This is a genomic window from Streptomyces sp. NPDC020681 (assembly GCF_044334895.1).
GTDB lineage: Bacteria > Actinomycetota > Actinomycetes > Streptomycetales > Streptomycetaceae > Streptomyces.
Genome location: NZ_JBIRTX010000005.1, coordinates 198,299 through 219,487 on the forward strand (window position 1 = coordinate 198,299; position 21,189 = coordinate 219,487).

The window sequence follows — 21,189 nt, forward strand, 5'->3', positions numbered from 1 at the left end:
GCGATCAGCCTCCTGAGCCGGCACGGTTGGCACGGACGAGCAGCCAGAGCAGGACGGGAGCTCCGAGGACGCCGGTGACGATTCCTACGGGGAGCTCCGTACCGGGGATCAGCTTGCGCGCGATGAGATCCGCACAGAGCACGGCCAGCGCGCCGGTGAGTCCGGACAGCACCGGCGGCGGCCACGCGGTGCGGGCGAGGCGCTGGGCGATCTGCGGCGCGGCGAGCGCGACGAAGGCGACCGGGCCCGCCGCCGCGGTGCCGAAGGCGACCAGCCCGACTCCGGTGAGCAGTACGGCGAGCCGGACCGGCTGGACCGGCGTGCCGAGGCCCCTCGCGACATCGTCACCGAGCTGGAGCGTGCGCATCAGGCGGCCGAGCAGCAGCGCCGCCGGGACCAGTACGGCCATCGCCGCGGCCAGCGGGCCGACCTGGTCCCAGCCGCGGCCGTTCAGGTTGCCGACGAGCCAGCCGAGCGCGGCCTGCGCCTGGAACTGGCCGCCGCGGGCCATCAGATAGTCGGTGATGCTGGTGCAGATCCACGCGACGCCGATGCCGACGAGGACGATGCGGTAGCCGGTGGTGCCGCGCTTCCAGGCCAGTACGTACACCAGCAGTGCGGCGGCCAGCGCGCCGAGCAGCCCCAGCGACTGGGTGCTCAGGCCGGCGTCCCAGCCGAGCACGATCCCGGCGACGACCGCCGCGCCCGCGCCCTGCGTGATGCCGATCATGTCGGGGCTGGCCAGCGGGTTGAGCGTCATGGTCTGGAACAGGGCGCCGGAGATGCCGAAGGCGATGCCGACGAGGAGCCCCGTCATCGCCCGCGGCAGGCGCAGTTCCTCGACGATGAGCTGCGTGCCCGGGTCGCCGGCGCCCACGAGCGCGCGCATCACGTCGGTCAGCGACAGCGGGATGTCGCCGACGGATATCCCGAGGCAGAAGACGAGGAAGGTGACGGCCGCCATGACGGAGCAGAGGGCCAGCAGCCGTGGCCGGATCACTCCGGAGACCGGCGGTACGGCGAGCCGGAAGGTGATGCGTCCGGCGCTGCGGCCGGTCAGGAGGTCGGTCATGCTCACAGCTCCGCGAGTCGGCGGCGGCGGACCATCGCGATGAAGAACGGGCCGCCGATGAAGGCGACCAGGATGCCGGCCTGGATCTCGACCGGCCGCGCGAGCAGGCGTCCGACGATGTCGGCGGCGAGCAGCAGACACGGCGCGAGCACGGCCGACAGAGGCAGCAGCCAGCGGTGGTCGGGACCGACTCCGGCGGCCCCGGCCAGGACCCGTGCGATGTGCGGGACGACCAGGCCGACGAAGACCACGGGCCCGATGACGGCCACCGCACCGCCGGTGAGCAGGGTGACCGCGAGCACGCCCTGGATGCGTACGAGTCCGAGCCTGACGCCCAGGGATGCCGCCACGTCGTCGCCGAGAGCGAGGCTGTTGAGCGCGGGCGCGCAGGCCAGCGCGAGGACCGCGCCGACGGCGAGGAACGGCAGCACGCGCATCAGTACGTCGTCGTTCTGGTTGGCGAGCGATCCGGCGGACCAGAAGCGGTAGCGGTTCAGCGCGTCGGGGTTGGTCAGCGCGACGGCGCTGGTCAGCGAGAACAGCAGGGAGGTGACGGCGACTCCGGCGAGCGCGAGTTTGACGGGTGTCGCGCCGGACCGGCCGAGCCCGCCCAGCAGATAGACCAGGACGCTCGCGGCCATGGCGCCGGCGAAGGCGAACCAGATGTAGCCGTAGAGCGAGCCGAGGCCGAGGACTCCGACGGCCAGCACGATGGCGAAGGCCGCGCCCGCGCTGACGCCGAGCACACCGGGGTCGGCGAGCGGGTTGCGGGTCAGCGCCTGCATCAGGGCCCCGGACAGTCCGAGTGCCGCACCGGCCGCCAGGCCGAGTGCGGTCCGCGGGATGCGTACGGACCAGATGACGTTCTCGATCCTGGTGCTGGGCGCATGGCCGAGCAGCGTGTCGACGACCTGGCCGGGCGGAACGCTCAGTGCTCCGTAGGCCATTGAGAGCAGGCACAGGGCGAGAAGAACAGCGCCGGGCACGGCCACGAGGAACACCGCACGGGTGCTTCGCGACCGGATCGCCGACTGCGCCACGTGAATTTCCTTAGGTTAGGCGGGCCTTAACCAGAGCACTGTAGTGCTGGAGCCGTCACGCGGCCTACCAGCAGGCGAACCCCCTATTGGATTAGGTAATCCTTACCTTACTATGGCGCCGATCCCCGGTTCCGAGATCCGGGGGACCTACCTGCTGGGAGGCACGGCCACCTTGTCCGGTATCGATGAAGTCGTGGCGTACTGGCGGCACTTGCTCACACCGCTCGCACAGGAGACGGCACTTCCGACCGACCGTCCCTATCCGCTGACGCCGACCGGTCAACGGGCCGTACGGACCCGGCGCACGGTGACGGAGGCGGCCGACGAGGTCCGACTCGCCGCGTACTGCGCCCTGTTGCACCGGTACAGCGGCGCCCGTGAGGTCACGGTCGGCCACGACGGGCTGCCGGTCCGGGTGGGGCTCGGCGGCGAGGTGCCGTTCCGGGAGCTGGTGGAGCGGTTGGCCTCGGTCTGCGAGGAGGGCCGGGCACACCGTGTGCCGCCGGCGGTTCTCGTGGAGGAACTGCGGCCGGAGCCGACCCGGGGCGGCGGGCTGTTCTTCAACACCGCTTTCGGGGAAGCCGGGAGCTTCGGCCCGATGGACCTCGTGCTGGATGCGGCGGGCGGCGAGATACGGGCCACGTACCGTCCCGATGTCTTCGACGAGGGGACCGTCGACCGGCTGCTCGGGCACTACGAGAGTCTGCTGGCGGACGGTCTGGCACGGCCCGATGCACCGGTCGGCGCGCTGGAGTTGATGACGCCGGACGAGCATCGCGGCGTGGTGCTCGACTGGAACGCGACCGAGCACTCCGTGCCGCTCGCGACCTGGCCCGCCATGTTCGCCGAGCAGGTGCGGCAACGTCCCGAAGAGATCGCGCTGGTCTTCGAGGACGAGCGGCTCACATATGCCGAACTCGACGAGCGCGCCAACCGGCTCGCGCACGCGCTGATCGCGCGCGGCGCCGGTCCCGAGCGCATCGTGGCCCTCGCGCTCCCCCGCTCCGCCGAGCTGATCGTCGCCGAGGTCGCCGTCCTCAAGTCCGGTGCCGCCTACCTTCCCGTCGACCACGACTATCCGGCCGACCGGATCGCGTACATGCTCGCCGACGCCCGGCCCTCATGCCTGGTCACGACGGCCGACACCGCGCGGGACATCCCGGAGCAGGACGGCATGACCCGCCTCCTGCTGGACACCTCCGAGACCGCCGACGACCTGGCCGGCCGGCCGGTGCACGACCCGACCGACGCCGACCGCGGCGGGCCGCTGACCGTGCTGAACGCCGCGTACGTCATCTACACCTCGGGCTCGACCGGCCGGCCCAAGGGCGTCGTCCTGGCGCACAGTGGTGTGGCCAAACTCGTCGCCACACAGAGCGAACGCTTCGGCATCGGGCCGCACAGCCGTGTCCTGCAGTTCGCCTCCCCGAGCTTCGACGTGGCGTTCTGGGACCTGTGCCTCGGCCTGTTGTCCGGCGGCCGTCTTGTGGTCGTGCCGGCCGAGCGCCGTGTGCCAGGAGCGCCGCTCGCCGACTACGCCAACGCGCACGGAATCACCTTCATGATTCTGCCGCCGGCCCTGCTGGCGGCCATGCCCGACGATGTGCACCTGCCGTCGCAGGCAACGCTGTTGGCCGGCACGGAACGCGTCTCTCCCGAGTTGGTCGGACGCTATGCGCGTGGTCGGATGATGTTCAACGCGTACGGCCCGACCGAGGCCACCACCAACTCCACGCTCGGCCTCTGCGACCCCGACACCCCGTCAGGCACCATCGTGCCCATCGGCGGCCCCGACCCCGGCACCCGCGCCTATGTGCTCGACGCCCGCCTCCAGCCGGTCCCGGTCGGCGTGACCGGAGAGCTGTACCTCGGCGGCGCGGGCCTGGCCCGTGGATACCTCGGCCGGCCGGGCCTCACCGCCGAGCGTTTCATCGCCGACCCCTTCGGCTCTCCCGGCGAACGGCTCTACCGCACCGGCGACCTGGTCCGCTGGAAGACGGACGGCCGGCTCGAATTCCTCGGCCGCGCCGACACCCAGGTCAAGATCCGCGGCTTCCGCATCGAACCGGGCGAGATCGAGTCCGTGCTGCGCCGCCACAGCGCCGTCGACCAGGTGGCCGTCGTCGCCCGCGAGGACCGTCCCGGCGACCGGCGGCTCGCCGCCTACATCGTCCCCTCGCTCGACGCCGAGCCCGGACGCGACGAGCGGGAGCAGGTCGAGGAGTGGAAGGACCTGCACGAACTGCTCTACAGCGCCGCGGCGTCCGACGGATTCCGCGAGAACTTCGCGGGCTGGAACAGCATGTACGACGGCCGGCCGATCCCGGTCGAGGAGATGCGCGAATGGCGTGACGCCACCGTCGAGCGCATCCGGGAACTGGGCCCGGCCCGCCGCGTCCTGGAGATCGGCGTCGGCAGCGGGCTCGTACTGTCCCGCATCGCGCCCGGCTGCGAGACGTACTGGGGCACCGACGTCTCGCACGAGGCGGTGCGCGCGCTGCGCGCACAGGTCTCCGGGGTGCCGGAGCTGGCCGGCCGCGTCGAGCTGCTGGCCCGGCCCGCGCACGACGTCGACGGCCTGCCGGAGGGCTACTTCGACACGGTCGTCATCAACTCCGTGGCCCAGTACTTCCCGAGCGCGGACTACTTGGCGGACGTGCTGCGCAAGGTCGGCGGGCTGCTCGCGCCGGGCGGGTCCGTGTTCGTGGGCGACGTACGGAATCTGCGGCTGCTGCGCTGCCTGCGCGCCGCGGTGGAGAGCCGTCGGGCCGCCGTCGGGGACGACGAGGCCGACAAGACGGCGCTGCGCGCGGCGGTGGAGCAGTCCGTGGAGTGGGAGGGCGAGCTCCTGCTCGATCCCGAATTCTTCGCGGCGCTGGAGGGGTTCGACGCGGATGTACGGGTCAAGCGGGCCCACCATCACAACGAGCTGAGCCGCTATCGGTACGACGTGGTGCTGCGGCCTCGTGAGGCCGCGCCCGCACATGTCGAGCAGCCCGGGCACGTCGAACAGGAGGTGCCCTGGAGCGAGATCGGCGGGACAGCAGGGCTGGAGCGCCTGCTGGCCGACCGGCCCGCTCGGCTGCGCGTCACCCATGTGCCCAACGGCAGGCTCGTCGACGATCTCGCCGACCTGCGCGCCCTGGAGGACAGCAGCCGGTCCGCCGTGAGCGGCGTCGACCCGGAGGACTTCCACGCGCTCGGCGCTCGGCACGGCTACCGCACCGCCGTCACCTGGAACGCGCATGCCGACGACGGTGGCCTGGACATCGTCCTCACTCACGCGGACGAGCCGGTCCGCGGCCTCTACCGGCCCGGTCGTGCCTTCCCGCACGCCAACCGGCCCGTGCCGTTCCGCGATGTCACCGCGCTGATGAAGACCCTGCGCGCGCACGCCGGCGAGTGGCTGCCCGACTACATGGTGCCGTCCGCCTTCGTGCCGCTCGGCCGGCTGCCCGTCACCCCGAGCGGCAAGCTCGACGCGCATGCCCTGCCCGCGCCGGACTACGGCGCGCTCAGCTCCGGCCGCGCGCCGCGCAACGCTCGTGAGGAGCTGCTCTGCGGCCTGTACGCACAGGTGCTGGGGCTGCGTTCGGTCACCGTCGACGACGACTTCCTCGCTCTCGGCGGCGACAGCATCACCGCGATCCAGCTGCTGATCCGGGCCCGCGGAGCCGGACTTCAGGTCACCCCGCGCGATGTGTTCCGGCACCGTACGGTCGCCGCGCTCGCCTCCGTGGCTGTCGACCGCACGGAGAGCGCACCTCTGGCCGACGGCCCGCTCGTCCGCCTCACCGAGGCCGAACTGGCCGAGATCCAGGGCGCGGACCCGCTGGCGGTGCAGGAAGCACTGCCGCTCACACCGCTCCAGGAAGGCTTCTTCTTCCACGCCCTCGTCGGCGGCTCCGACCGCGACGCGTATGTCGTCCAGCAGGTCATCGAGTTCGCCGGGCCGGTCGACGGCGAAGCGCTGCGGCGCGCAGCTCAGGCGCTGCTCGACCGGCACGCGCCGCTGCGCGCCGGATTCCGCCAGCGCCCGGACGGCCGTCCCGTACAGCTGATCACCGAAGCGGCGCAGCTGCCGTGGCGTGAGGTCGATCTGTCCGCGCAGGACGAATCCGTACGGGATGCGCTGGCCGCGGCCGTCGGCGCGGACGAGCGGGCGTCCCGCTTCGATCTGGCCCGGCCGCCGTTGCTGCGCTGTGCGCTCGTACGCTTCGGGCCCGAGCGCAGCAGTCTGATGCTGACGTTCCATCACATCGCGGCGGACGGCTGGTCGTTGCCGGTCCTCCACCGCGAGCTGATGGCGTCCTACGGCCAGGACCGTGCACCGCTGCCCGAGGTGGCGCCGTACCGCGCGTATCTGCGTCGACTCGCCGGGCGGGACCACGAATCGGCCCGGGACGCCTGGCGCGCCGCGCTGGCCGGTCTCGACGAGCCGACACACCTGGTGACGGCCGCGGCGGACGGTTCACCGCTGCGGCCCGAGCAGGTACGCGTCGAGCTCTCCGAGCGGACCACCGCACGGCTGACCGACCGGGCACGCGAGCACGGTGTCACGCTCAGCACCGTCGTCCAGGCCGCCTGGGGTCTGCTGCTCGGCCGGCTGACCGGCCGCCAGGACGTGGTGTTCGGCACCACGGTCTCCGGGCGGGACGGCGAGGTCGACGGCATCGAGTCGATGGTCGGCCTGTTCATCAACACCCTGCCGACACGCTTCCGTTGGGAGCCCCGCGAGGCGCTCTCGGCGCTGCTCACCCGACTGCAGGACGAGCAGGCCCAGCTCCTGGACCACCAGCATCTCGGCCTGGCCGAGATCCAGCGCATCGCAGGACTCGCGGGCAGCGGTGAACCCTTCGACACGCTCGTGGTGTTCGAGAACTACCCGGCGGATTCCGATCTGCGCGACGCCGCGGGACAGGTCCGAATCACCGGCCACGAGTTCTACGACGCCGTCCACTATCCGCTCGCGCTGATCGTGAAACCGGGCCGCCGGCTGGACCTGCGGCTCAAGCACCACGCCGAGCGGCTCGACGGCGAGACGGTGCGCGCGGTCGCCGGGCGGCTGACGCGGATTCTGGATGCGCTTGCGGACGATCCGTCTCAGACGGTGGCTCGGGTCGAGCTGCTGGGCCACGAAGAGCTGGCCGAGGCTCCGCTCGCCGGTGACGTGCACGAGGTCCCCGAGACCACACTGTCCGCGGCGTTCGAGGAGCAGGTGGCCCGTACGCCGGATGCCGTCGCCGTTGTGTACGGCGACGAGGCGCTGACCTACGCGGAGTTGGACGCGAGAGCGGATGCGCTGGCGGCTCGGCTGCGGGCGCGCGGCGCGGGCGCCGAGTCCGTCGTTGCGGTCGCCGTGCCGCGCTCGGCCGAGCTGATGGTGGCGCTGCTCGGTGTGCTGAAGTCCGGCGCGGCGTATCTGCCGGTCGATGTGGACTATCCGGTCGAGCGGGTCGCGTACATGCTGCGTGACTCGGGTGCGCAAGTGGTGCTGACCGTCGGGGCCGCGGTGGAGCGGCTGCCCGAGGCCGAGGGCCTCGACGTGCTGGTGCTCGACGACCCGGAGAACTCACCCACCCCGCCCCATGCCGAAACGGCGGCTCCGTCCCGGACTCCAGACAGCGGGCCGGACCGTCCCGCCTACCTGATCTACACCTCCGGGTCCACCGGACAGCCCAAGGGTGTGCTCGTCACACACCGGGCCATCGTCAACCGGCTTGCCTGGATGCAGCACGAGTACCGCATCGGCGCCGGCAACCGGGTCCTGCAGAAGACGCCGTCCAGCTTCGACGTCTCCGTCTGGGAGTTCTTCTGGCCCCTCATCGAGGGCGCGGCCGTCGTTCTCGCCAAGCCCGACGGGCACCGCGACCCGGCCTATCTCGCCGGGCTCGTCCGTGAGCAGCGGATCACCACGATGCACTTCGTGCCGTCCATGCTCGAAGCGTTCCTCCAGGCCCCCGAGGTCACCGACGATCCCGGCTGGGCCGCGTCGCTGCGGCATGTCTTCAGCAGCGGCGAGGCGCTGACCGGCTCCGCCGCCGCCCGTTGGCACGCTCTCACCGGTGTGCCGCTGCACAACCTGTACGGCCCCACCGAGGCCGCCGTCGACGTCACCCACCACCCCTACGAAGCAGACACCGGCCTCACCGTGCCCATCGGCCGTCCGGTGTGGAACACCGGGCTGCACGTGCTCGACTCCTGTCTTCGGCCGGTTCCTTCCGGCGTGCCCGGTGAGCTGTATCTGACCGGCGTCCAGCTGGCCCGCGGCTATCACACGCGCCCGGCGCTGACCGCCGAGCGGTTCACCGCCGACCCGTACGGTCCGCCCGGCAGCCGGATGTACCGGACCGGCGATCTCGTGCGGCGACGCGCGGACGGGTCGCTGGAGTACCTCGGCCGCACCGACCGACAGGTCAAACTGCGCGGCAACCGCATCGAACTCGGCGAGATCGAGGCCGGCTTGGTGCGTCAGCCGTCGGTCGCGCAGGCGGCCGTCACGGTCCGGGACAACGCACTCGTCGCGTATGTCGTGCCGGCCAACGAGGCCCGTCCCGACTCCCTCTCGCTCCAGGCCGCCCTCACCGGCGTCCTTCCGGCGTCCGTGATCCCCACCGCGTTTGTCGTGCTCGACGCCCTGCCCCTCACGCCGAGCGGCAAGCTCGACCGCGCCGCCCTGCCCGCGCCCGAAGCCGTACGCGCCACCGCCCGCGCACCACGCGATGCCCGCGAACAGCTGCTCACCGAGGTCTTCGCCGCCGTCCTGAAGCTCGACGAGGTCAGCATCGACGACGACTTCTTCCTGCTCGGCGGCGACAGCATCAGCTCCATCAGCGTCTCCAGCCGAGCCCGCCGCGCGGGCCTGGAGCTGAGCCCGCGGGACATCTTCGAGCACCGGACACCGGCCGCGCTGGCCGCCTCCGCGACCGTCGCCGCCGAGCCCTCGTCACACGAGACTCCACCGGCGTCATTCGCGTTGACGGCGGAGGAAACAGCGCACGTCGAGCGGCTCGCGCCCGGCCGGATCGAGGACATCTGGCCGCTCGCTCCGCTCCAGGAGGGCCTGTTCTTCCACTCCACGTACGACGACAGCGGCCTCGACGTCTACACCGTCCATGAGTCCTTCGACTTCGCCACGCGTGTCGACGCCGACCGGCTGCGTGCCGCCGCGACATCGCTTCTCGCCCGCAACCCCGGCCTGCGCGCCGGGTTCACCAGCGAAGGCCTGCGCCAGCCGGTCCAGTTCATCGTCCGCGACCCGCAGATCCCGCTCGAAGAGGCGGACCTTTCGGCGCTCACACGCGACGAACAGGACATCCGGCTGCGGGAGTTGATGGACGAGGAGCGGACCCGGCGGTTCGACCTGACCCGGCCGCTGCTGTTCCGGCTGCTGCTGGTCCGGCTCGGTGAGGAGCGCGGCGACCGGCTGGTCATCGGCCGCCATCTGATCCTCTGGGACGGCTGGTCCGCCTGGCTGTTCCTCGACGAGCTCTTCGCTCTGTACGAGACAGGCGGCGACGCGCGCGAGCTGCCGCAGCCCGGCTCCTACCGCGACTACCTGCACTGGCTTGACCGGCAGAACACCGGTGACGCGACCCGGGCGTGGCGCGCCGCGCTCGACGGTCTTGACGAGCCCACGCTGCTGGTGCCGGACGCGGCGGGCGAAGGGCTTGAGCCGGTCATCCCGCAAAGCCTCGACGCCGTGCTTCCCGCCGAGACCGGCGAGCGGCTGCGGGACACCGCGCGCCGTCACGGTCTGACGCTCAACACCGTGCTCAACGCCGCCTGGGGTCTGGCGCTGGCGAGTGCGACCGGCCGCACCGACGTCGTCTTCGGCACCACCGTGGCCGGCCGGCCGAGCGAGGTCCCGGACGTCGAGAACGTTATCGGCATGTTCCTCAACACCGTGCCTGCCCGTATCGCCTTCGATCCGGACGAGCCGGTGCTGGGTCTGCTGCGCCGCATCCAGTCCGAGCGTCTGGAGCTGATGCCGCACGAGTATCTGGGTCTCGGTGTGCTTCAGGCCGAGACCGGTCACCGGCGGCTCTTCGACACGCTGTTCGTGCTGCGCAACGCCGACACGGACGAGCGGCTCGCCGAACTGCGCGACCGGCACGGCGCGACCGCGGTCGCCAATGTCGACGCCACCCACTACCCGGTCAACCTTGTCGTCACTCCGGGCGAGCGGGTCAGGATCACGCTGGCCCACCGCCAGGACCTGATCAGCGGTGTCTTCGCGGAACGCCTGTTGGACCGGTTCACGCTGCTGCTGGAGCGGCTGATCGCCGATCCCGCCGCCCGTATCGGCTCGCTCGATCCGCTGCTGCCCGCCGAACACGAGGCGCTGGCACGCGAGAACGCCACCAGCCGTGCACCCGTTCCGCACGAGACCGTCGCCGACATGCTCGCCGCGCAGGCCGCCCGTACGCCCGACGCGACGGCGCTCGTCTTCGGCGCGCAGTCGCTGACATACGCCGAACTCGACGCCCGCTGCAACCGCATGGCCCGTCTGCTGCTCGCACGCGGTGCCGCGCCCGAGAAGGTGGTAGCGCTCGGGCTGCCGCGCTCCATCGACATGGTGGTGGCGCTGTTCGCGGTGCTGCGCACCGGCGCCGCCTATCTGCCGCTGGAGCTGGACCATCCGGCCGAGCGGCTCGCGCTGATGCTCGACGACGCCCGGCCGCTGCTCCTGCTGTCCACGGCTGCGGTGTCGGAGACCTTGGACAGTGAGGTGCCACGGGTCCTGCTGGACGATCCGGCGGTCGCTGCGGAGCTGGCCGCGCTGCCGGACGAGCCGGTGCAGGTCACCTTCAGCCTGGAGCACCCGGCGTACGTCATCTACACCTCCGGCTCCACGGGCCGCCCCAAGGGCGTGGTCACGCCCTACCGAGGGCTGACGAACATGCAGCTCAACCATCAGACGGAGATCTTCGCCCCGGCGATCGCCTCGGCCGGCGGCCGGCGCCTGCGGATCGCCCACACCGTGTCGTTCGCCTTCGACATGTCCTGGGAGGAGCTGCTGTGGCTCGTCGAAGGGCATGAGGTGCATGTCTGCGACGAGGAGCTGCGCCGCGACGCCACGGCGCTGGTGGCGTACTGCCAGGCCCATCTCATCGACGTCGTCAACGTCACGCCGACGTACGCCCATGTGCTGATCGAGGAGGGCCTGCTGGAGGGACACCGTCCGCCGCTGGTGCTGCTCGGCGGCGAGGCGGTCACGGAGGCCGTGTGGAACCGACTGCGGGACACCGACGGCACGTACGGCTACAACCTGTACGGGCCGACCGAGTACACCATCAACACGCTCGGCGGCGGCACGCACGACAGCGCGACGCCGACCGTCGGCCGCCCGATCCGCTCCACCCGCGCGCACATCCTGGACACCTGGCTGCGGCCGGTCCCGGACGGGGTGCCCGGTGAGCTGTACATCGCCGGTGTCGGCCTCGCCCGCGGCTATCTCGACCGGCCCGGCCTCACCGCCGAGCGGTTCGTGGCCGACCCGGACGGCGAGCCCGGTGAACGGATGTACCGCACCGGGGATCTCGTACGGCGGCGTCCCGACGGCAATCTGGACTTCCTCGGCCGCACCGACGACCAGGTCAAGATCCGCGGCCACCGCGTCGAACTCGGCGAGATCGAGACCGCGCTGGCCCAGCACCCGCAGGTCTCCCAGGCGGCGGTCGTGGCCCGCGACGACCTCTCCGCGCCCGGCACCCGGCGTCTGGTGGGCTATGTCGTGCCGGCCGAACTCACCGGCGAGGCGCGTCAGGCGGCGGAGCGCGAGCAGATCGGCGAATGGCAGGAGATCTACTCCGCCGAGTACACCGAGATCAGCACCGCCGTGTTCACCGAGGACTTCGCCGGCTGGGACAGCTCCTACGACGGCGAGCCCATTCCGCTGGAGCACATGCGCGAGTGGCGGTCCGCGACCGTCGAGCGGATCCGCGAGCTGCGGCCGCGCCGGATCCTGGAGATCGGTGTCGGATCCGGTCTGCTGCTGTCTCAGCTGGCTCCGGACGCCGAGGCGTACTGGGCCACCGACTTCGCCGAGCCCGTCATCCGCAAGATCGGCGAGGATCTGCGACGCGCGCCGGAGCTGGCGGCCAAGGTCGAACTGCGCTGCCAACCGGCCGATGTGGCGGACGGTCTGCCGGCCGGCTACTTCGACACGATCGTCGTCAACTCGGTCGTCCAGTACTTCCCGAGCCTGGACCATCTGACCGAGGTCATCACCGGTGCGATGGATCTGCTCGCACCGGGCGGAGCGCTGTTCGTCGGCGATGTACGCAACCTGCGGCTGGCCCGTGCCTTCCAGACGGGTATCCAACTGGCCCGGGCGGGTGCGGACGCGGATCCGCAGCAGCTGCGCCGCGCCGTGGACCGCGGCATCGCGCTGGAGAAGGAACTCCTCGTCGACCCGGACTACTTCACCACTCTCGGCTTCGAGGTCGATCTGCGGACGAAGGCCGGGAAGCACCAGAACGAGCTGACGCAGCACCGGTACGACGTGGTCCTGTACCAGGACCGGGCGCAGGCGATCGAGGCCGGCGACTCGACGGTCGTCGACTGGGCCGGTGCCGATGCGCTCGCGGCCCTCCTGGAGGAGCGGCGTCCGGAGCGGCTGCGGGTCCGGCGTGTCCCGGACGCCCGTACGGCGGGCGAACTGGCCGCCCTGCGCGCCCTGGAGGAAGGCCGGCTGCACCGCGGTGAGGCGAGCGGAGTCGAGCCCGACGCGCTGCGCGAGCTGGCGAAGGGACTGGGCTACCGGACACTGACCACCTGGTCCGACGAACTCGGCACCTTTGACGCCGTGTTCCTTCGCGACGCGCTGTCCTCCGGCCTCCGGTTCACGGCCGGTCTGTACCGATGCGGCGAGGAGAAGGCCGCGTACGCCAACACGCCGACGACGGCACGCGGCACCGGTGCTCTGGTGCGGCAGCTGCGCGAGGACCTGGGCAGGCGGCTGCCCGGCTACATGGTGCCCGCGGCGTTTGTCGTCCTGCCGCGGCTGCCTATGAACGACAACGGCAAGCTCGACGTCCGGGCGCTGCCCGACGCCGAACCGGCCGTCGCGCTGACGGCCGGCCGCGGCCCCGAGACGCCGCAGGAAGAGGTCCTGTGCCGGCTCTTCGCCGAAGTGCTGGGACTGCCCAGGGCGGGAGCCGAGGACAACTTCTTCGACCTCGGCGGTCACTCGTTGCTGGCCACCCGGCTGATCAGCCGGGCCCGCACCGAACTCGGCGCCGAACTGGCCATCCGCGATCTGTTCGAGGCCCCGACACCGGAGCTGCTGGCCGGACGGGCCGGCAGCGGCAGGCCCGCACGGCCCGCGCTGGAGCGGGCGGCGGTGCGGCCCGAGCGCATTCCGCTGTCGGCGGCGCAGCGGCGGCTGTGGCTGGTGGAGCGGATCACCGGCGGCGGTGTCGCCTACAACTTCCCGCTCGTCTTCCGGCTCCGCGGCGAGCTGGACCTGGACGCTCTGCGCACTGCGCTGCGCGATGTCGCGGGACGGCACGAGGCGCTGCGTACGCGGTTCGTGGAGTTCGACGGCGAGCCGTACCAGTGGATCGTCGCGGCCGACGAGGCCGATCCGGCGTTCGGCGTGTCGCACTGCACCGAGGGCGAGCTGGCCGGGCGTGTCGAGGAGGCGCAGCGCCGTCCGTTCGACCTGAGCCGCGAACTTCCTTTGCGGGCCGAGGTGTTCAGGCTCGGCCCGGCCGACCAGGTGGTCGCGGTGGTGCTGCACCACATCACCACGGACGAGTGGTCGGACCGGCCCTTCCTCGCCGATCTCAACGCCGCGTACGCGGCGCGCGCGGCGGGCCGGGCTCCGCAGTGGGATCCGCTGCCGGTGCAGTACGCCGACTACACGCTGTGGCAGGAACAGCTCCTCGATGAAGTCGGCGACCGGCAGCTCGCGTACTGGACCGAGGCTCTGCGCGACCTGCCGGAGAGCCTGGAACTGCCGCTGGACCGGCCGCGTCCGGCGCAGCCGACGGGCCGCGGCGGCACCGTGCGCCGGGAGCTGAGTGCCGAGGTGAGCAGCGCGCTGCGTGAGCTGTCCGCCGAGCGCGGTGTCAGCATGTTCATGCTGGTCCAGGCGGCGACGGCGGTACTGCTGCACCGGCTCGGGGCAGGTGACGACATCCCGCTCGGCGCCCCGGTCGCCGGGCGCACGGACGGCGCGGCGGACGATCTGGTCGGCTTCTTCGTCAACACGCTGGTGCTGCGTACGGATCTGTCCGGCGAGCCGACGTTCGACGAACTGCTCGCCCGCGTGCGGGAGTCCGCGCTGGAGGCTTTCGAGCACCAGGACCTGCCGTTCGACCGGCTGGTGGAGGCGGTCAATCCGGTGCGGGTGCCGGGCCGCAATCCGCTGTTCCAGGTGATGCTGGGCTATCACTACCGGCCTGACGGCGACCCGGACGTGTTCGGTCTGCCGACCGAGTGGTTCGACATGGACACGGGCATGGCCAAGTTCGACCTCCACTTCACCTTTGTGGATCCGGCCGGCGATGAGCTGGTGCTGCTGCTGGAGTACGCGGCCGATCTGGTCGAAGCCGCCACCGCCGAGCGGATGGCCGGACGCCTGATCGCCCTGCTCGGCCGGATCGCCGCCGCTCCGGAACGGCCCGTGGGCATGCTCGATCTGCTCGTCGACGACGAGCGTCGCACCGTCGTCGAGGCGTGGAACGACACCGCGCACGATGTGGTGGCGACGACGCTGCCCGAACTGTTCCGCGCCCAGGCCGCCCGCACGCCGGACGCCACCGCGCTCGTCGTCGGCGGCCACGACGGCGCCGAAGAGGCCGCGGAGGAGCTCAGCTACGCCGAGCTGGACGCCCGTGTCGAGCAGCTTGCACGGGTGCTCGCGGGAATGGGTGTCGGCCCGGAGCACACGGTCGCCGTCGCTCTGCCGCGCTCGGCCGACCTGGTCGTGGCGCTGCTCGCGGTGCATCGCGCCGGGGCCGCGTATCTTCCTCTCGACGCGCAGTACCCGGCGGAGCGGATCGCCTTCATGCTGGCGGACGCCGAACCTGTCTGCGTCATCCGGGACCGGCTGCCCGAGGGACCCGCGGGCGAACTGCCCACCGCATACGACCCGCAGCATCCGGCGTATGTCATCTACACCTCCGGTTCCACGGGCCGCCCGAAGGGCGTCGTGGTGCCGCAGGAAGGCATCGTCAACCGACTGCTGTGGATGCAGGGCGCCTATGATCTCGACTCCGGTGACCGCGTGCTGCAGAAGACTCCGCTCAGCTTCGACGTCTCGGTGTGGGAGTTCTTCTGGCCACTGATCACCGGTGCCACGCTGGTGCTCGCCAGGCCTGACGGGCACCGGGACCCCGCGTATCTGGCGCGGCTCATCCGGCACCAGCGCGTCACCACCGCGCACTTCGTGCCGTCGATGCTCCAGGCGTTCCTGGAGGAGCCGTCCGCGGCGGACTGCAGCGGGCTGCGCCGGGTGATTTGCAGCGGCGAGACCCTGCCCGCTCCGCTGGCCGACCGCTTCCACCAGGTCCTCTCCGCCGAGCTGCACAATCTGTACGGGCCCACGGAGGCATCGGTCGACGTCACCGCCGTCCGCATTCCGGCGGGCGCGGCAGCCGTCCCGATCGGCCGGCCGGTCTGGAACACCCGGGTGTACGTGCTCGACGGCGCGCTGCGACCCGTACCGCCGGGCGTGGCGGGCGAGTTGTATCTCGCCGGGGTGCAGCTCGCCCGCGGCTATCTGGCGCGCCCCGTGCTGACCGCCGAGCGGTTCACGGCCGATCCTTACGGCCCGCCCGGCAGCCGGATGTACCGCACGGGCGACCTGGCGCGGTGGACCCATGACGGCGTGCTGGAGTATCTGGGCCGTACCGACGACCAGGTCAAGATCCGTGGCTTCCGCGTCGAGCCCGGCGAGGTCGAGACGGCGCTCGCCCGGCACGAGAGCGTCGCCCACGCCGTCGTCGTCGCGCACGACCAGCGACTCGTGGCATATGTGGTGCCCGCCGCCGGGCACGCCGCCGACGGAGCAGAACTGCGCCGGCACGTCGCAGCCGCGCTCCCCGCCCACATGGTCCCCGCGGCCTTCATCACTCTCGACACGCTGCCGCTGACCCCCAACGGCAAGCTCGACCGTCGCGCGCTGCCCGCACCGGACTTCTCCGCTGCGGCATCGGAGCGCAGGCCCCGCACCCCGCGCGAGGAGATCCTCTGCGAGGAGTTCGCCGCCGTCCTCGGTCTGCCGCGGGTCGGCGTCGACGACGACTTCTTCGCGCTCGGCGGCCATTCGCTGCTGGCGATGCGCCTGGTGAGCCGGATCCGTGCCGCGCTCGCCGCGGAGGTGTCGCTGCGCGACGTGTTCGACGCGCCGACGGTGGCCGGTCTTGCGGAGCGGCTGGACGGTGCCGCCCGCACCGCCCGGCCCGCGCTCACCACCCGTCCCCGGCCCGGGCAGCTTCCGCTGTCCTCCGCGCAGCAACGGCTGTGGGTCCTCTACCAGGTGGAGGGCCCGAGCGCGACGTACAACATCCCTGCGGCCTGGCGGCTTTCCGGGAGCCTGGACATCGACGCGCTGCGCGCAGCCGTGCACGATCTCGCCGAGCGGCACGAGACGCTGCGCACGGTCTTCCCCGAGGAAGGCGGCCGGGCGCGCCAGCTGGTCCTGGACATGCAGGAGATACGGATCCCGGTGGAGGTGGCGCCGGCCGACGAGGACTCACTCGCGGAGCGGCTGGCCGAGGCCGCCGCGTACGGCTTCCAGCTGGACCGCGAACCGCCGCTGCGAGTGCAGGTGTTCCGGATCGCCGACGACGAGTACGCGCTACTGGTGCTGCTGCACCACATCGCCGGTGACGAGTGGTCGGATCTGCCGCTCAGCCGCGACCTGGCCACCGCGTACGCGGCACGCTCGGCCGGCCGCGCGCCGCACTGGTCGCCACTGCCGGTGCAGTACGCCGACTACACGCTGTGGCAGCGCGAGGTGCTCGGGGACGAGAAGGATCCCGAGAGCCTGGCGGCTCGTCAGATCGCCTTCTGGCAGCAGGCTCTGGCCGGTCTGCCCGAGGAGCTGGTGCTGCCCGTCGACCGTCCGCGTCCGCTCGAGACGAGCTACCGCGGCGGCGCGGCCGACCTGTCGATCGACGAGGAACTGGCGCAGGAGCTGCACCGGCTGGCCCGGGCCGGCGGCGTCAGCATGTTCATGGTCATCCAGTCCGCCGTGGCCGCGCTGCTGACCCGGCTCGGAGCGGGCACCGACATCCCGCTCGGCTCACCGATCTCCGGCCGCACCGACCAGGCGCTGGAGGATCTTGTCGGCTTCTTCCTCAACACGCTGGTGCTGCGCACCGACACGTCGGGCGACCCGACGTTCCGCGAACTGCTCGGCCGGGTACGGGAGGCCGATCTGGCGGCCTTCGACCACCAGGACGTGCCGTTCGAGCGGCTTGTGGAGGTGCTGAATCCGGCGCGCTCGCTGGCCCGGCATCCGCTGTTCCAGGTGATGGTCGTCTATCTGGCGGCGGGTGGAGACGATGTCGGCCTGTCCGGACTGCAGGCCCGCCGCGAGGACGTCGGCCAGAGCTCGGCCAAGTTCGACCTGTCCTTCGACTTCGTGGAGCGGGCCGACGGCAACGGCGTGGACGGGGTGCTGGAGTACAGCACCGATCTCTTCGACACCGCGACGGCCCAGTCGTTCGCCGAGCGGCTGCTGCGCATCCTGCGGGCCGTGGCCGCGGATCCGGACACTCCGCTCGGCCGGCTCGACATCCTCGGCGAGTCCGAGCGCAGCCGGATCGTGGACGGGTGGAACGCCCGGCCGCTGACGGCCACGCCGACCACCGTCCCGGCGCTCTTCGAGCACCAGGTACGCCGCTCGCCCGGAGCACCGGCGGTCGCATCCGACGGTGTCGAGCTGTCCTACAGCCAGCTCAACGCCGCGGCCAACCGGCTGGCCCGGCTGCTCGTGGCGCACGGCGCCGGTCCCGAGCGGATCGTCGCGCTGGCGCTGCCGCGTACGGCCCACACCCTGCTCGCCATCCTCGCGGTGCAGAAGGCGGGTGCCGCGTATCTTCCGCTCGACCCCGAGAGCCCGCAGGGCCGTACGGCCGACATGCTCGACGACGCCCGCCCGGTGCTGATCCTCACCACCGCCGAACTCGCCCACGTCCTCCCCGACACCCCCGGTGCGCCGGTCCTGGCGATCGACGCGCCGGACACCCTCGTCCGGCTGATCGGCCAGGTCGCGACCGATCTCACCGACGCCGAACGCAACGCCGCGCTCACCCCGCAGCACCCGGCGTATGTCATCTACACCTCCGGCTCCACGGGCCGGCCCAAGGGCGTCGTCGTCACTCACGAGACGGTCGGCAATCTCTTCCACAGCCATCGCGAGACGCTGTACACGCCGGCGATGGCGGCCACGGGACGGCGTCATCTGCGCGCCGGACACGCCTGGTCGTTCTCGTTCGACGCGTCCTGGCAGCCGCAGCTGTGGCTGCTGGACGGGCACTGCGTCCATGTGGTGTCCGAGGAGCTCCAGCGCGACCCGGAGCTGCTGGCGGCGGCCGTCGTGGAGCACGGTTTCGACTTCCTCGAAGTCACGCCCTCGTTCTTCGCGCAGATGGCCGAGACCGGGCTCGTACAGGACGAAGCGTGCCCGCTCGCGGTGGTCGGCGTCGGCGGGGAGGCCGTGCCCGCCGCGCTGTGGGAGCGGCTCGGCGGGCTGCGCGGCACCGAGGCCTTCAATCTGTACGGACCCACCGAGTCGACGGTCGACGCGCTGGTGGCGCGCGTGGCGGACAGCGAGCGGCCGCTCGTCGGCCGCCCAGTGGCCGGTACGCGGGCCTATGTGCTGGACGGCCTGCTGCAACCGGTGCCGCCCGGAGTGACGGGTGAGCTGTATCTGGCGGGCGGCGGCCTGGCCCGCGGCTACCTCGGCCAACCGGCGCTGACGGCCGAGCGGTTCGTCGCCGATCCGTTCGGCGCGCCGGGCTCACGGCTGTACCGGACCGGTGACCTGGCGCGCTGGACCGCCGACGGACGGATCGACTATCTCGGACGCGCCGACGACCAGGTGAAGATCCGCGGTTTCCGCATCGAACTGGCCGAGATCGAGTCCGTACTGGCAGGCCATCCGGCTGTCGCACAGGTCGTGGTGACGGCACGTCAGGACGGTCCGCGCAAGCAGCTCGTGGCGTATGTCGTCCCGGCCGCCGGCACGTCGGCGGACGCCGGGACGCTGCGCGCCCATGTCGGCGCGCAGCTGCCGGACTACATGGTGCCGGCGGCGGTGGTCGTCCTCGCCGAGCTGCCGAAGCTCGCCAACGGCAAGCTCGACCGGAAAGCGCTGCCCGCACCCGACTTCACCGCGATCTCCTCGGGCCGGGCACCCGGCACTCCGGTGGAGAAGACGCTCAGCGGTGTCTTCGCCGAGGTGCTGCGTCTCGAACAGGTCGGCGTCGACGACGACTTCTTCGCGCTCGGCGGCGACAGCATCGTGGCCATGCAGCTGGTGAGCCGCGCCCGGGCCGCGGGCCTGCGGATCACGCCGAGGCTGGTGTTCCGGCACCGTACGGTCGCGGGCCTGGCCGCGGTCGCCGTCGAGGCGGCCGAAGCGGTGGGCGCGGCCCGTACGCCGGACGACGGCACGGGCACCGTGCCGCTGACGCCGGTCATGCACTGGCTGCGCGAACTCGGCGGCCCGTTCCGGAGCTACCACCAGGCGGCGCTCGTCCAGACGCCCGCAACGCTGGACGGCCTCAAGCTGGCTGCCGTGCTCCAGGCGCTGGCCGACCGGCACGACCTGCTGCGGGCCCGGCTCGTGCGTACGGACGGTGGGCAGTGGTCTCTCGAGGTTCCGGCGGCCGGTGCGGTGGACGCCGGTGCGTGGGTCGAGCGGGTCGACGTGGCCGGAATTGACGGCGACGCGCTGCGCGGCGCGGTCTCGCACTACGCGCACACCACCCGTGCGGCGCTGGACCCGGATGCCGGGACCATGGTCAAGGCAGTCTGGTTCGACGCCGGAGACGAGCCCGGTCGACTGCTGCTGATGGCGCACCATCTGGTCGTCGACGGCGTGTCCTGGCGGATTCTGCTGCCTGATCTGGCGGCCGCCTGGCAGCACGTGTCCATCGCGGAAGCCGCCGAACTCCCGCCCGTGGACACGTCGTTCGCCCGCTGGTCGCGGCTGCTCACCGAACTGGCGCAGGACCCGGCCCGCGAGGCGGAGCTGCCGCTGTGGACGGCGGTCCTCGACGGCGCGGCGCCGCTGCCGCTGGAGCGGCCGCTGGACACGGCACGCGACACGGCCGGCACGGTGCGCGAGCTGGTGCTGCGGATGGAGCCGGAGCGGACAGGCCCGCTGCTGTCCGCGGTGCCCGCCGCCTTCGGCGCGACCGTCAACGACGTGCTGCTGACCGGACTCGGGCTGGCCGTGGCCGACTGGAAGCAACGTCAGGGCTGCTCGGACGCCTCGGTGCTGGTCGACCTCGAAGGCCACGGCCGCGAGGAGGAACTCGCAGCAGATGCCCCGGGCGCGGATCTGTCCCGTACGGTCGGCTGGTTCACCAGCGTCTACCCGGTACGCCTGGACCCGGGCCCGGTCGACCTCGGCGACGCGCTCACCGGCGGCGCGGCCGTCGAGGAGGCGGTGGAGCGGGTGAAGGAGCATCTGGCCTCGCTGCCCGCGAACGGCGTCGGCTACGGCATGCTGCGGCACCTCAACCCCCGTACGAGCGCCGTGCTCGCGGCGCTGGACGCACCGCAGATCGAGTTCAACTACCTGGGCCGGTTCGGGATCCCGGAGGAGACCGACTGGTCCTACGCGCCGGAGGAGGACGTGTCCGACATCGGCTCGGAACCCGCGATGCGCGCGGGCCATGCACTGAGCATCAACGTGGTGACCGAGGACCGTCCCGGCGGGCCGGTCATGTCCGCGCACTGGTCCTACCCGGCAGGCGTGCTGTCCGAGGCGGCGGTGCAGGACCTTGCCGAGACCTGGTTCCGCGCCCTGGAGGCCTTGGTGCGCCGCGCCGCTTCCCGTACCGCCACCGACTAGTCCCCACACCCGCGTACCGAACCTGCTTGCCG

The 21,189-nt window shown here is 71.9% G+C and carries 3 protein-coding genes; 1 reads left to right on the plus strand and 2 read right to left on the minus strand.

Going from position 1 to position 21,189, the window contains the following annotated elements; all coding sequences use genetic code 11:
* Positions 1-4: 4 nt before the first annotated feature.
* Both ACH4YL_RS13960 and ACH4YL_RS13965 read right to left on the minus strand, forming a co-directional pair.
* Positions 5-1,072 carry a FecCD family ABC transporter permease gene (locus ACH4YL_RS13960; RefSeq protein ID WP_398507533.1) on the minus strand — a complete coding sequence of 356 codons (1,068 nt, stop codon included), beginning with the start codon at positions 1,070-1,072 and terminating at the stop codon, positions 5-7.
* Positions 1,073-1,074: 2 nt separating this feature from the next.
* A complete protein-coding gene (locus tag ACH4YL_RS13965) occupies positions 1,075-2,019 on the minus strand; it encodes a FecCD family ABC transporter permease (protein ID WP_398507872.1) in 945 nt (314 codons plus the stop codon).
* A gap of 265 nt (positions 2,020-2,284) precedes the next feature.
* Here ACH4YL_RS13965 and ACH4YL_RS13970 point away from each other — a divergent pair, with 265 nt between their 5' ends.
* A complete protein-coding gene (locus ACH4YL_RS13970) occupies positions 2,285-21,157 on the plus strand; it encodes an amino acid adenylation domain-containing protein (RefSeq protein ID WP_398507534.1) in 18,873 nt (6,290 codons plus the stop codon).
* Positions 21,158-21,189: the final 32 nt, after the last annotated feature.